At 38.8% G+C, this 14728-nt stretch carries 10 protein-coding genes; all 10 read right to left on the reverse strand.

The window, feature by feature from the left end; genetic code table 11:
- Positions 1 to 272: 272 nt before the first annotated feature.
- Complete coding sequence (locus R2B77_RS09640) at positions 273 to 2564, reverse strand: glycoside hydrolase family 65 protein (protein WP_203247637.1); 2292 nt, start codon at positions 2562 to 2564, stop codon at positions 273 to 275.
- Between the two features lie 16 nt (positions 2565 to 2580).
- Entirely contained in the window at positions 2581 to 3261 is a 681-nt protein-coding gene (gene pgmB / locus R2B77_RS09645; RefSeq protein ID WP_203247636.1) for a beta-phosphoglucomutase, read from the reverse strand.
- Between the two features lie 18 nt (positions 3262 to 3279).
- Positions 3280 to 4293: a LacI family DNA-binding transcriptional regulator gene (locus R2B77_RS09650; protein WP_203247635.1), complete on the reverse strand. Its 1014-nt coding sequence runs from the start codon at positions 4291 to 4293 to the stop codon at positions 3280 to 3282.
- Entirely contained in the window at positions 4290 to 5126 is an 837-nt protein-coding gene (locus tag R2B77_RS09655; protein ID WP_212391541.1) for a carbohydrate ABC transporter permease, read from the reverse strand. The genes R2B77_RS09650 and R2B77_RS09655 overlap by 4 nt, the downstream gene beginning before the upstream one ends.
- The gene (locus tag R2B77_RS09660; RefSeq protein ID WP_203247633.1) at positions 5126 to 5998 is read right to left on the reverse strand and encodes a carbohydrate ABC transporter permease; all 873 of its coding nucleotides are present in this window, start codon (positions 5996 to 5998) and stop codon (positions 5126 to 5128) included. The genes R2B77_RS09655 and R2B77_RS09660 overlap by 1 nt, the downstream gene beginning before the upstream one ends.
- Positions 5999 to 6156: 158 nt before the next feature.
- The gene (locus R2B77_RS09665; RefSeq protein WP_203247632.1) at positions 6157 to 7434 is read right to left on the reverse strand and encodes a sugar ABC transporter substrate-binding protein; all 1278 of its coding nucleotides are present in this window, start codon (positions 7432 to 7434) and stop codon (positions 6157 to 6159) included.
- Between the two features lie 74 nt (positions 7435 to 7508).
- Positions 7509 to 9878, reverse strand: a complete 2370-nt coding sequence (locus R2B77_RS09670; protein WP_203247631.1) for a glycoside hydrolase family 65 protein — start codon at positions 9876 to 9878, stop codon at positions 7509 to 7511.
- 250 nt (positions 9879 to 10128) lie between these two features.
- Positions 10129 to 11433, reverse strand: a complete 1305-nt coding sequence (locus R2B77_RS09675; protein WP_203247630.1) for a glucose-6-phosphate isomerase — start codon at positions 11431 to 11433, stop codon at positions 10129 to 10131.
- Between the two features lie 21 nt (positions 11434 to 11454).
- Positions 11455 to 13191 carry a phospho-sugar mutase gene (locus tag R2B77_RS09680; protein WP_203247629.1) on the reverse strand — a complete coding sequence of 579 codons (1737 nt, stop codon included), beginning with the start codon at positions 13189 to 13191 and terminating at the stop codon, positions 11455 to 11457.
- A gap of 57 nt (positions 13192 to 13248) precedes the next feature.
- Positions 13249 to 14424, reverse strand: a complete 1176-nt coding sequence (locus tag R2B77_RS09685) for an ROK family transcriptional regulator (RefSeq protein WP_203247628.1) — start codon at positions 14422 to 14424, stop codon at positions 13249 to 13251.
- Positions 14425 to 14728: the final 304 nt, after the last annotated feature.

A 14728-nucleotide genomic window follows, 5' to 3' on the forward strand; every position in this document is an offset into this window, starting at 1 on the left:
CAGGATACTCGATATAATTTCTTTTCAAGTAGGGCTCAAATGAACATAGGAATCGTCGGTTTTCAAAAATCTATTCGTTCGAAATTCTTTACAATGGCGTATGGAATTTTTTCTTTTTCACTTTCTTATTTTCCTCAAGCACTTTCAAGATAACAAAGTGTACTTATTGTAATGGAACCTATTAATTCAAAAAAAACGTCGGATTTCAATCATTATGAGAAGTAAAAAAACGCCAAGGGATTTCTCCACTCAGCGTTTTTTTATATGGCTTTTCAAAAACTTAATTTTGCACTATTAAGCCTAACTTTCTGCCCTTTTTCAAGATAAACCGCAGTTCCATTATGCAAAATACTCAGTGCTTCTCCCTCTACAACTGCATAACTGACCGCATTACTTTCTAGGTGAACCTTTAGCAATCTGCCCTGGTACTGCACATGAAATTCGAGGGAATTCCACCCATCAGGCAATGTAGGTGCGAAGGATAGCCCACTTTCTTTCACTCGTAACCCGGCAAATCCATAGACAATGGCTAGCCATGTACCGCCCATATTAGCCATATGCAAACCATCTTTTGTATTGCCATGTGTATTGTCCAAATCCAATCGAGCCGTTTCAATAAAGTAATTATAAGCTTTTTCTTTATAGCCCAATTTAGAAGCCATTATACTATATACGCAGCTAGATAATGATGAATCATGGGTTGTAATTTCCTCATAGTAATCATAGGAATTTTTCATCGTTTCAAAATCTTGTTCGTCCTCTAATAGGAAATGCCCCAATACAGTATCTGCTTGTTTACATACTTGATACCTATAGAGTGTTAGTGGATGATAATTCAACAGGAGTGGGAATTTATCTTTCGGCGTATTTTCTAAATCCCAACGAGCCTTTTGTAAAAAGCTATCATCTTGTGCGTTTATTTTGTATGTTTCATCATAGGGAAGATACATCTTTTCTCCTGCATCTACCCATTCCTGAACTTCTTGTTCGGTTAGTTCTAACTGGTTAATTAATTGTTGAAGATGTTTGCTATCCTTTTCTTTCAGAAGACGATACACCTTCGCTGCCCACAGTAAATTATGCTTGGCCATGACATTTGTATAGTAATTATTATTCACGATACATGTATATTCATCCGGACCTGTTACGCTATCAATTCTAAATTGTTCTTCATGCATATGACCTGCATCTGCCCATAAGCGTGCTGTTTCAAAAAGAACCTCTGCCATATAATCCTTTAAGAAGGCTTCGTCCTGTGTGACTAAATAATATTGAATATAGCTATACGCCACATCTGCACTAATATGATACTGGGCTGTTCCAGCTGGGAAAAATGCCGAGCTTTCTGGTCCTGTGATCGTCCGCCATGGGAATAGTGCTCCTTTTGTATGGCCGAGCTCCTTGGCCCTTGCTCTTGCACTATCTAAAATAGAATAACGATGTAGCAATAGATTTTTTGCAATTTCTGGATTGGTCATTAAAAATACGGGGAACATATAAATCTCGGTATCCCAGAAATAATGACCTTCATAGCCTTCACCCGATAAGCCTTTTGCCGCGATATTGCTGACAGGGTCTTTCCCAACAGATTGTAATAATTGGTACAGGTTAAAGCGAATACCTTCTTGCAATCGTGTGTCTCCATCTATTGCTACATCGGATTTGCTCCAAAAATGATCTAAATAGTCTTTTTGCTCTAGCAGAAGATCCTCAAAGGTTGTTGCTGAAAGCTGCTGTTGAACGGCAATCGCTTTTTCGACAACTGCCTCGCCATGTCGTAGTGTATCGGTGTACACACTATACTTGGTAAAATGAATCGCCTCATTGCCTTCAAATAGATAAGTCTGCTCCACGCTATTATCCGTTGAATTACATTCATACTGATAGTTCCCTTGTGTCACCTGCGATGAAGCAACACAAGCTACTTCCAGTTCCGTTGCGTATGTTCGATTTTTAACAATACTCCATTGTTCCTGCTGATGAGCTTCTATTACGTGAAGCCGCTTTGCATGACCTGAAGCAATTCGCGGGTCCGTTTTATCGACAAAATTAGATACGTCACCATTCACAGTTGAAATCACTTTAATTTGTTGAATCGGACTTACAGGAACAATTTTAATATCAATCGCAAGTAATTCTTTGGTGATAAAAGAAACGAGCCGTTTGAAATGGAGCTGAACTTCACGCCCTTTCGGCGACCTCCAATGAATGATACGTTCTGCAAATCCTTTATCCATATGCAAATTCCGTTCGAAGTGAATAACCTCCCCTTCAAACAAAGAAAAGGCTTCATCATCTAGCCAAATTTGAACCGTTTGCCCATCAATAATATTGACTATTTTTTGCTGAATATCAGGGAATCCAAATAACTTTTCCCCGTATTGCAACTCTATTTCATCGTGAAAGGCATTTATGTATGTCCCTCGAATCGATTTATATGTCTGTGGATAGCCTTCTTCAAAATTCCCTCTTACACCCAAATAGCCATTTCCTAAAGATAATAGGCTTTCATTTTGCAAAAGGTTGTCATTATCTAGCCCTGACTTTTTTAATGTCCAGCTCATGTTTCTCTCTCCCTGCTTACTTACTCTTTTTTTCTAAATAACAGTTAATAATTTCTTCAAAAATCAATTGTGAAGTGTCTGCTACTAAATAATCTGCTTGTCCCAGTTGTTCAACAGATCCAACACCTACTGAAAACATCTTGGCACCGTTAATCGCCGCTACTCCTGCCTCTGCATCTTCAATTCCAATGCATTCTTCATAGGATATCCCTAAGAAATCTGCAGCCGTTGTAAAGGTTTCAGGATCTGGTTTCCCTTTTTTCACCTGTGATGCGTCGACGATATAGTCAAAATAATGTGCAAGTCCTAGCTTATCTACTATATTTTTCGCATTGTTACTTGCTGAACCAAGCGCGATTTTTATGTGATGTTCTTTATTTTTCTGTAATAACTGCTCAATGCCTGGTAAAATATCATCCGTATTAACGGTTTCTACCAGCTCTAAATAATGACTATTTTTTTGATTAGCTAGCCTGTTCTTTTCATCATTTTCCAGCGCCAACAGAGCTGGCTTCAAAGCTAAGATTTTCTCCAAAGACTCCATGCGGCTAATTCCTTTCAGCTGTTCATTAAACTGACGGTCAATCGCTATCCCAAGTTCATCCGCCAACTTCTGCCAGGCTAAAAAGTGAAACTCTGCCGTATCTGTAATGACTCCATCCAAATCATAAATAAAGGCCTTTGGGTATTGTGACATTATTCTCTTCCTTTCCAATCAGATCATTCGAACGCTTTGTCGTTCCATTAACTGATGTTCCACGTAGACATGCTGTCGTTCCAGCTTATTTTCCATCAAATCTTGCAGTAATAAGGCGGCCACCTTGCCAACCTCCATAAAGTTCTGTCGAATAGTTGTTAACTGCGGTTGCGTGTACGCGCTAATGACCAAATCATCAAACCCCGTCACCGAAATATCTTCCGGAATCCTTAAACCAGCTTCATTGACTGCTTTCATGACACCGAATGCCATCAAATCGCTAAAGCATAAAAAGGCTGTTGGCTCTTTCGTTCGCAAATATTCCTTCGCCAATTCATACGCATCCTGCTCAGAAAATTGTGCGTACAGCACTTTATCCTCACTTAACTCTAAACCATTTGTTTCAAAGGCCTGTTGTACACCTTTCATACGCTCTGCATTGACATACGTTTCCTTTGTTCCAGCCATAACGACAATGTCACGATGATTATTTGCCAATAAATGAGCAGCTATTTCCTTGCCAGCCACCGCATTATCAATCGACACACTACCAATCAAGCCATTATTCGTTTCGGTCATAATATCCAGCACAACACACGGTATATTCGTAGTGATCAATTCCTTATAATAAGAATCATCTATCCGAATGCCCTGCAACAATGCTCCCCCAATATTACGTTCTCGGCAATATTGGACATAGCTTTTTTGCTTTTGCTCTTGTGAATCAATTAAGTAAATTGACAGTTCAAACGGACCCGCAGAAACCGCAGAATAAACTCCTTTGAATATATCAAATGCATTATTATCCTTCTCATTATCATTAAAAACACCCGATGAGATTAGTCCAATGGTCATTTGTTTTTTTGACGATAGATTTTTAGCGATGACATTTGGTGTATAATTTAATTCTTTTGCAATTTCAAAAATCCGTTTTTTCGTTTTCTCACTGACATCTGGGTAATTATTAAATGCTTTTGACACAACACCAATGGATACGCCTGCTTGCTTCGCAACATCTTTTATCGTCGTCACTTGACCGCCCCTTCTCCAATTCCTTTAATAATATGCTTTTGTGCCAGCACATAGAAAATAACAACGGGAATAATCGTTAACATCAAACCTGCCATTGCTAAATTCCACTTAATCGTAAACTCACCAAAGAAGTAAAAAGTAGATAGCGGAATCGTTCGTAAGCCTTTATCAGTCAACGTTAACGATGGTAATAGATAATCATTCCAAATGTTAATCACGTTTAAGATCATCACAGTTACTGTGATCGGCTTTAACATCGGGAAAATAATTCGCCAAAATACACCGAACTTTGAAGCGCCGTCTATCGTTGCCGCTTCCTCTAGCGTAATCGGAATCGACTTAATGAAACCGTGATATAAAAAGACAGAAATACTTGAACTGAATCCCACATGCATGAAAATTAATCCTTCACGCGTATTAAACATCGGAATATGTAGTTCATTCGTAATTGTCCCCATTAATTGCATTAAAGGCATCATTAGTGTTTGAAACGGAATGAGCATTGTAGCGATAAACGTCATAAAAATAATTTTACTCAGCTTATTATCCGTTCTAGCTAACATCCATGCTGTCATGGAAGAAAGCACAACGATAATAAGAACTGAAAGTATAGTAATATACAAAGAGTTCCCGAGTGCGCTTAAAAAACCCATCTTCTCCATCGCTTCTGTATAATACTGAAAACTAAATTTTTCAGGCAACGCTAGCGCATTGTCGTAGAGTTCTTGACGGTTTTTAAAGGAGTTCACAATGATGATATAAATAGGAGATAAGAAGACAAGAGCTGCAAGAAAAAGTAATACTTCCCTTGAGTACTTACTAAATATTTTCATCACATTTCTACCTCCCTCTTCTTCGTAATATATACTTGAGTCAACGTAATAGCTGCAACAACAAAGAAGAAAATAATTGCTTTCGCTTGACCAAATCCATAATTACCATAGCCGAAAATTTCATTATAAATATTCATCGCGAACATTTCTGTAGCGTTAGCTGGACCGCCACCTGTTAATGACAAGTTGACATCGTAAATTTTAAAAGCAGAGGATAGTGTTAAAAATAGACTAATTGTAAACGCAGGCATTAGCAAAGGTACCGTAATTTTTTTGAAACGTTGCCAGCCAGTTGCCCCGTCAATTTTTGCTGCTTCAATGACATCATTCGGAATGCCTTGAATCCCTGCAATGTAGATGATCATGACATATCCCGCCATCTGCCATGTAAAGACAAATACCATTGCGTATAACGCATAATCCATGTCCATCAACCAGTTGAAAAATAGTCCGTCTAACCCTGTGACAGTACCGATTAGCGTAAAGACATCTAAAAAGATAAATTGCCAAATATACCCAAGTATTAACCCGCCGATTAAATAAGGCATGAATATCATCGTTCGCGCTGCGTTCGCTACTCGAAGTTTAGATGTAACGAGGACTGCCGCTGTAAGGCCTACGATATTCACCGAAATAACAGCCAATACTGTAAAAACGATTGTTATCCATGTAGATTTAAGAAAACGTGCATCATCGAATAACCGTAGGAAATTATCTAGCCCTACAAAGACTTTCGGATTTGCCGCAATTCCATCCCATTGGAAAAAAGAATAATAGATCCCTATTATAAAAGGAATAATGACTACTGTCGTAAAAATGATTACTAATGGAGCAGTAAATAATAAATACCAGCCTGTATTTCCTTTTTTCATCACGAAAATCACCGCTTTCTCGTAGATATACTAGTTGAGCTTGTGAGTGGAAATTCTATTCAAACGAAGGTGCTTTACAGGGAAGATCAACTTCATCTGTAAAGAATTACTGGGCATACTTCTCCAAGTATGCCCAGCTATTCACCGTATTTTTATCATTATTTTACTGCATTTTTCCAAGCATCATCTAACTTGTCGATCAATTCTTTCCCTGTCATATCTTTAGATAAGAAAAATTCTTGTGCAACAGGTGTAAAATCATTTGGCACAATATTCGCTGGGAAGTAGTTTTGTGCCCAAGGAATCGTTTGACCATTATTCGAAGCATCTAACACATCTTGTGATAGTGGATCTAGGTCGCCAGCATCAATATTCGTTAGAGCCGGTACAAACCCGAACTCTTCTACAATATAACGGTGACCAATTTCACTTGTTGACATCCAATTTAAGAAGTCATTGGCTGCTTTTACTTCTGCCTCATCTTTTGTACCATTGATTGCCCAGTTATTCCCTACACCTACAGCCATTTTGTCATTGCCCAATAATGGGAATGGTAGCATTCCAACTTCAAAATCGAAATCGAATTCTGAAAGCATTCCGTAAGCCCAGTTTCCTTGGTGAATCATTGCCGTTTTACCTGCCGCAAAATCACCGATTTCTTTATCATACGTTACATCTAGTGGACTAGGTGTATTGTTTTTAATTGTTTCCATGAAATCTCCAAACTCTTGGAATTCCTTTGTATCTGCCATTGTTACTTCACCACTCGTCAATTTGTCGATAAACGCGTAGTGATCAGGTTGGATAGAGAACGGATAGTTACTAATATGACCAATTAAGAAATAAGCGTCTTTTGCAAGACCAAGTCCATTAATACCTTCAGCATTAAATTTTTCCATTGTTTTCACAAATGATGCATAGTCAGCAACATCTTCTGGTTTCACTAAATCTTTGTTGTATACTAAGCCAAATCCTTCAACGCCATATGGAACTCCCACAATTTTATCGTCAAGCTTTAATTCCATACCAGGAGCAATGTAGCCCACATATTCTTCAGACGATAAATCATGTACATAAGACTTCAATTTTTCAGCTTCCAATACATGTTGAAGGCTAAAAATAGATGGTCCTTGATTACTGTTCAAACGAATTTGTAGCTGTTGGAAGTAGTCATCACCTGTCGTTCCCCAAACCTCTACTTCAACACCTGTTTCTGCTGTGTATTCCTTTGCAAGCGCCTCTAGCTGATCAGAAATTTCAACTTTACTTTGGAAAATTGTAATTTTTTGATCAGTTACTTCATCAACCTTATCAGCGCCTCCAGTACTTTCTTTGTCCGGTGTCGTCCCACCATCTTTCGCGCCACCACATGCAGCTAAAAGAAGTAGTAATGCGATGAGTAACAGACTACCAAATGTTCTTTTTTGTAATTTCATGTCAATTCCTCCCCTTCTATTTTGTACTGCTATAGTGAATAAAATGAGCAAGTCATTTTATAACTACCAAATATCTAGCTTTGTATAGGTATTTCAACAGAGTCATTACATATATACGCTGTTCCATCTGTTTCAAACCCGATTTGTTCGTTATTCCTTACGGTGACAGTTAATAAAGAAGGTGTGATGACTATTGTGACGGGTTGACCATACCACTGAATCGTAAACACCATCTTCTGCCAATATTTTGGTATTCTTGGGTTTATATGCAATTTCCCATCAACAAGCCTGATGCCTGCAAAACCAAAAATAGCCGATTTCCAAATCCCGCCGATTGAGGCTGCATGAATACCATCATCTGATGTATCCATCAGTGGGCCGAGATCAATTTCGCAAGATTTTTTAAATAGTTCGTAAGCCAGATCTGTCTTGCCAAGATCGTTTGCGAGTATGGCATGTGTTACTAAGCTAAGTGATGAATCATGCAATGTTCGTGGTTCATAGTAATCGAAATTGGCCTGTTTTACAGCCTTTGAAAGACGTTTATCATCATGTAAAAATGTTTGTTGCAATAAATAGAATAGAATTAATGTATCCGCCTGTTTAGTTACTTGTAACGTATTTATTTGCTCAGGGTTATAATCTCGATAGATGGTTCTCACCTGTTGTTGATTTTTATATTTCGTAAGATCAATTTCCTTTAACTGCAAATACGTGTCATCCTGCGGTATGACTAAGTCCTCTACACGTGGATTTGGCAAGTAAATTTTTTCTGTTTTTGATTGCCACTGTTCGTAGGCATTCGTTATATCCATTGATTCGACTAATTGTTGAAGGAACGCTGGATTTTCACGTTCTATCTCCTCATAGTAGCGAATGGCAAGTTTCATATTAAAATACGCCATATAATTCGTAAACGCGTTATTATTAACATGCTCCTTGTACTCATCAGGACCGATGACATTCGTAATCTCGTAGTGCCTTTTTTCTTCGTTCCATTCAAGACGACTCGCCCAAAACCTTGCCGTGTCAAACACCATTTCATAACCATAGCGTTCCATAAATGCCTGATCACCTGTCACACTAGCGTATTGATAGACGGCAAAAGCGATATCTGCTGAAATATGCTGTTCTATAAAGCCCGACCAAATTTTCGTTTGTTCCCCTGTTACAATATCAATATCCCCCCAGATAGGCGTTACTTCCCCATCTGTTGGCCAAGCCATTTCCCACGGATACATCGCACCCGCATACCCATTGTCAGCAGCTTTTTTTCGGGCCCCCACGAGGCCATGATAGCGATAGAGTAAGAGAGATTTTGCCACTTCTGGATTTGAAAAAGTAAAAAACGGTAGGATGAATAATTCTGTATCCCAAAACGAATGCCCTTTATAGCCTTCGCCACTCAATGCTTTCGCAGCGATGCCCATACGGTCATCATGTGCGGGGGTCATAATCGTTAAATGATAAAGTGAAAAACGCATAGCTAGTTCATCAAACCCATCGTCACTCATAATTTCGATATTATAAGCGTTCCAGATTTTGTTCCGCCATGTCCTCTGATGCGAAAGGAACAGTGAATCATAGCCTTTATCAACACATTTTTTTAATTCTTGTAAAGAAAGCTCCCGTAGTTGCTGAAGATTGTACTGTGTATTGTCAATTTCCTTATCCCTACTTGTATAGACTGTCGTTATCTTTTCCACGTTAAGCGTATCAGTAGGCTGAAGATTAAAATCATACGTTAGCCACACTTTACGCCGGCTCATGTTCATATCAGCAGGAATATCGGAGCTTCCTACACCGTTAATACGGATGTTATGTGCCGTATTCATGACAATATCAATGTTCGACTCACTCGTCGTTTGGATTAACTGTATAAATCGATTGTCAAAAATTCTTCGCTCACCTTCAAGACAATGCTGTGAGCCAGAATTAGCCATTTGTGCATTGATGCCTGAGTCGAAGGCAATATGAACTGGGTGTGTTAGGCTTTCAATCTCCATTGTCATTCCGATTACATGCAAATGATCCAGTGAGACAAAGCGTTTGAAAAGAAAACGTAATTTTTTTCCTGCTGGCGATGTCCATTCAAAGCTTCTGGACAACTCGGCCATTTTTAAATTTAGTTGGCGTATGTATTTCTTTGTTTCTCCGAATTCAAGGCTGAATCGTTCACCATCTACTCGTAGGTCAATGGCTGTGACATCTGCTAAGTTAGGTAACTCGGTTACTTCATTCACCTGAGCTTTATTGAATGTACCACTAACAAACAAATTTCTATGTTCTTTATTATAGGATTCTTCCATTGCAGATCTTAGCCCCATATAGCCATTGCCAAGATACATGACTGCTTCATTTTTGCCAAGCGTGTCTGGAGAAAAGGCTATTTCAGAAACAATCCAGTTTTTGAATTCTTCTTTCCCCCTTGAATAATCCATCATGATATAGCTACCTCCATTTTCCGAAAACGTTTTAGTTTCGGAGCAAAAAAATCTATTTTACTTGTAAAAATTTTCAAAATTAATTACGAAAACGTTTTAGTTTTGGGTTAAAAAATAATAGGTGCATTTTGGTTACGCTTACATTGTAGTATAGACGATGATTTTATAGTTGTCAATCATATTTTCATTTTTCGATATACAAAAAAAGAACGCTTGTATACGTTTGTATACAGGCGTTCTCTATTACTTATTATTGTTGCTCATCAACAAAACCTGGTTTCTTCAACATTCTAAAGATATTTTTCTTATACTCTTCTACTCCTGGCTGATCAAAAGGATTGACGCCTAGTAAATATGCACTCATTGCACATGCCGTTTCAAAGAAATAAATTAGATAACCGATATGATAAGCATCATGCTTACCAACGTTCAGTAAAATAAGGGGTACGCCGCCCACTTCATGTGCTTGCATCGTCGCTTTTAGTGTCACTTCATTAATTTCATTCATTGTTTTATCAGCAAGATAGTTTAGTCCATCTAAATTTTCAGCAGAAGTTGGGATTGCACTGTCCTCCATAGACTCCACAAACTGGACAAACGTTTCAAAAATTTCACGTCTTCCATCCTGCACATACTGTCCCATTGAATGTAAATCAGTTGGGTACGCTACGGACGCTGGGTAAATTCCCTTTCCATCCTTCCCTTCACTTTCACCAAATAACTGTTTCCACCATTCATGGAATGTTGCAAAACGTGGTACAAAGCTTGCTAAAATTTCGATATTATAGCCTTCATTTAACAAATTATTGCGTAATGCTGCGTACTGATAGGCACTATTCGATGCAATATCTGAACTCGAAAACTCTTGCACCGCATCTTTTGCACCGCTTAACAATTGCTTAATATCGATTCCAGCGACTGCTAGTGGAAGCAGTCCTACAGGAGTAAACACTGAAAAACGGCCGCCTACATCATCTGGTACAACGAAAGATGCAAATCCTGAACGATTCGTCAATTCTCTCAATGCTCCCACTGATTTATCCGTAATCGCAACGATTCTTTCACTAGAGGAAGCCCCGTAACGACCTTCCATATACTCCAATAGGATACGGAAAGCAATTGCTGGTTCTGTCGTTGTTCCTGATTTTGAAATAACGATTACCGCAACTTCTTTGTCGCTGATGTACTGTAGCAATTGTTTCATATACGTACCACTTAAATTCTGACCAGCGAAAATGACTTCAGGATCATCTGTACTTTTTTCAAAATAAGACGAAAGTGCATCTTGTACCGCTTTTGCACCTAAATACGAACCACCCACACCAATGACAACTACTACTTCAGCAGCTTTTCGTAACTTCTCTGCTACTGCTAGCACACTCTCCAAATCATTTGCTAGTGCCTCATCTGGAAGATTACGCCACCCCAAAAAGTCAGCACCTTGAGATGTCCCATTTGCCATTGCATCATGAATATTTTTCACTCGTTCTCCAAATACTTTTTCCAACTCACTTATCGCCATTAGCGACTGGTTGAGTGTTACTGGTGATACCATTTCAACATTCCTCATTTCTTTTCATAATGATCCAGCTAAAATTTTTTCTACAATCGTCATGACATCCGTTTTTATTGCCAATAGACGTTTGTCACTTTCTGCTTGTGTGTTTGCCTTTACACCAAAATAAAATTTGATTTTGGGTTCAGTTCCAGATGGACGAATGGCAAACCATGTCCCATCCGCTAGTTTGAATTTTAACACATTTGCTATAGGTAAATCGAGTGTTTGCTGTATTCCTGTCTTTATATAGATAGCATAACCGTTTGAGTAATCTTCAATAAGATCCAGTGGTTGAGCAAACTCCCCCCCAAATGATGCAGAACGGAAATGGTTCATGATTGTGTCAATTTTCCCCATTCCAGTTTTACCTTTTAGCTGAATCGACTCCAATCCTTCCTGGTAAAAACCATACTGCTTATATATAGCGTGTAGCCCTTCCAGTAGAGTTTGACCGTCTGCTTTATACCGAGCAGCAACTGAAGCTATTAAAACTGAAGCTTGTACTGCATCTTTATCCCGCACGAAATCACCAATCAAGTAGCCATAGCTTTCTTCGTAACCAATTAGGAAAGTTGACGCTGCACTTCTTTCAAACTCCAACACTTTTTCACTAATAAATTTAAACCCTGTAAGCACATCAATTGTTTGAATGCCATAGTTATCTGCAATGGCCCGACCAAGTTCAGAAGTTACAATCGTTTTTAATACAACACCGTTGACAGGGAGTTTACCACGGTTCGATTTATCCTCCAGCAATGTATGTACAAGCAGTGCACCAATTTGATTGCCTGTTAGAAACACATAATTATTTTCTTCATCCCGAACGGCCACACCCATACGGTCTGCATCTGGATCTGTAGCAATCAGTAAATCTGCTGTCACCTTCTGACCATATTCCAACGCTAAGTCAAAGGCCTGTGCCTCTTCTGGGTTCGGAAACTTAACGGTTGCAAAATCGGGATCGGGAATGGATTGCTCATTCACCAGCGTTACATTGGAAAACCCAGCTACCTCTAGCCCTTTAGAAACCAATTTCCCGCCTGCCCCATGTAGTGGTGAGAAAACAATTGATAAGCGCTTATCCAGCTCGCCATCTAATAAAATTTCATCTAATTTCTTTAGATATCTATTGCTCATGTCCTGATCCAAATATATCAATAATCCTTCTGCTAAAAGACTAGCTTCTTCCATGACCTCTACTGAAAAGAGATCTTCAATACCCTCCGTATAAGCTGTAATGGCAGTTGCCGCCTCTAATGTAACTTGTCCACCATCTTCTCCATACACTTTCAGTCCATTATATTCCGCAGGGTTATGACTTGCCGTAATAACAACTCCTGAGAATGTGCTCAGCTCTCGTATTGCGAAGGATAACAATGGTGTTGATTGCAGTTCATCGAACAAAAAAGAACGAATACCGTGCCATCCAAGAACTTTTGCTACTTCAAGGCCAAATTCTGCTGACTGATGTCTTGAATCATATGCAATGACGACTCCCCTACTTTTTGCTGCTTCACCAAAATTCTCAATATATAAAGCAAGCCCTTGCGCTGCCTTTCTTACTGTGTAAATATTCATTCGATTCGTACCGAATCCAAGTTCACCACGAAGACCTGCCGTGCCAAATGATAGGTTTTTATAAAAACTATCTTCCAATAAAGCTTGATTATGTTCTTCTTTCAATAATTGTTGCTTAAGAGTAGCTTCTAAATTCTCTTGATTTAGCCATTTTTCGGCTTCTACTTGCCAAGTCATATGAATGACCTCCTTAAAAGATAGGTAAAAAATAAGCTGTTTTTCGACAACTCATTTTCACATCGGTTCAAATAAATCAGTTAACTGCAAGGACACGGCTCCCATTAAGGTTGCATCATCGCCAAGTTTCGTGATGACTACTTCAGTTCGCTTCGCTTGCGGCGTCAAGGCACGTTCTTCAATCGTTTTAATTATTTCGGGTAAAATAAGCGGCCCCGATTTCGTAACCCCACCGCCAAGTACAATTTTTTCCGGATTAATAATATGGATAAGATTAGTTAAGCCAATTCCAATAATCTCTCCCGTTTCCTTAAACAAAGCTTCAAATACTTCATGCCCGCCAATAGCTAACTCATAAATATCTTCACCTGTTAGCTGCTCATTGCTATTTCTTTCTTGCACAATTATTTTTTGGGCCCGCTTGACAAGCGCAGGACCTGTTATAACTGTTTGCAAACAGCCCCGATTCCCACATTCACATACCTCACCATGCAAATCAATGGTCATATGGCCCACTTCTCCTGCAATATTTTGTGCTCCATGATAGAGTTTTCCATCTATGACAAGCCCGGCACCTACACCGTGACCAATATTAACAGCTAACATACTACTTACTTCTCCTTGCTCACCAAACCAAGATTCTCCAAGTGCCATTGCTCTTGCATCATTCTCCACTTTAACACTTAATTTAAATTCTTTTTCAAGTTCTTCTTTAATGGGGATATTGGTCAAACCTAAAATAGGTGCATATAGAGATGTACCTGTCTCAACCTCAACAACCCCGTGCATGGCTACACCGATTCCAATAAGATTATCAATGATCGTAGGCGTAGATTGCATACATGCATGAATACAGTTTTTCAAAATTGAGAGATATTGTTCATTTGTAGTCGGTATTGTCAGCATACTAGAGGATCGTTGAATAATGCTTCCTGCTAAATCGACGAGAATACAATCAATTTTTTTGGGCCCTGCATCCACACCAATGACGTAAAAAGCCTTCTGATTAATCAGTAGCATGGTTGGCTTCCGGCCACCTTGGGATTCACCTAATTTACTTTCTATCACAATCCCCTGTTCAATCAATTCTTTGACATTGCTACTCACCGTTGGGGGGGTTAATTTCGTTTCTTTCGCAATTTGTGCTCTAGAAATAGGGGCATCTGTCCGAATTTTATTGAGTATAATCGATTTATTAACAGACTTCATCCACTGGAATGTACCTGGTCGCATCAGAAAACTCCCTTCTATCAATGATATCATCTTCGATCTAGCCTTTACCCATTAAAATGAATGCATTGTGTCCGCATGTCATGTCATTTAATTAATTAACTTAATTAAATGATATCACATCTGCCGAAAAAAAAAAGACAGTCCATTATTCAAAATTCGAATAACAAGCTATCTTAATTTCTAAAAAATTAACTTTTCAACTTAAATGTACCAATTTCTTCATTAAGTTGTTCCACGAGTGCAGGAAACTTCAATTTCAGTTTTTTTCGAATCAATCCCCTCATATCATATCCCCCATTGCTAA

This window comes from Sporosarcina beigongshangi, from assembly GCF_033485195.1.
In the GTDB taxonomy this organism is placed as follows: domain Bacteria; phylum Bacillota; class Bacilli; order Bacillales_A; family Planococcaceae; genus Sporosarcina; species Sporosarcina beigongshangi.

Excerpts from the sequence above, each read along its gene's own strand:
- R2B77_RS09640 (WP_203247637.1), bottom strand. The coding sequence starts at position 2,564 with ATGAGCTGGACATTAAAAAAGTCAGGGCTAGATAATGACAACCTTTTG.
- pgmB (WP_203247636.1), bottom strand. The coding sequence starts at position 3,261 with ATGTCACAATACCCAAAGGCCTTTATTTATGATTTGGATGGAGTCATT.
- R2B77_RS09655 (WP_212391541.1), bottom strand. The coding sequence starts at position 5,126 with ATGAAAATATTTAGTAAGTACTCAAGGGAAGTATTACTTTTTCTTGCA.
- R2B77_RS09660 (WP_203247633.1), bottom strand. The coding sequence starts at position 5,998 with ATGAAAAAAGGAAATACAGGCTGGTATTTATTATTTACTGCTCCATTA.
- R2B77_RS09665 (WP_203247632.1), bottom strand. The coding sequence starts at position 7,434 with ATGAAATTACAAAAAAGAACATTTGGTAGTCTGTTACTCATCGCATTA.
- R2B77_RS09670 (WP_203247631.1), bottom strand. The coding sequence starts at position 9,878 with ATGATGGATTATTCAAGGGGGAAAGAAGAATTCAAAAACTGGATTGTT.
- R2B77_RS09675 (WP_203247630.1), bottom strand. The coding sequence starts at position 11,433 with ATGGTATCACCAGTAACACTCAACCAGTCGCTAATGGCGATAAGTGAG.
- R2B77_RS09680 (WP_203247629.1), bottom strand. The coding sequence starts at position 13,191 with ATGACTTGGCAAGTAGAAGCCGAAAAATGGCTAAATCAAGAGAATTTA.
- R2B77_RS09685 (WP_203247628.1), bottom strand. The coding sequence starts at position 14,424 with ATGCGACCAGGTACATTCCAGTGGATGAAGTCTGTTAATAAATCGATT.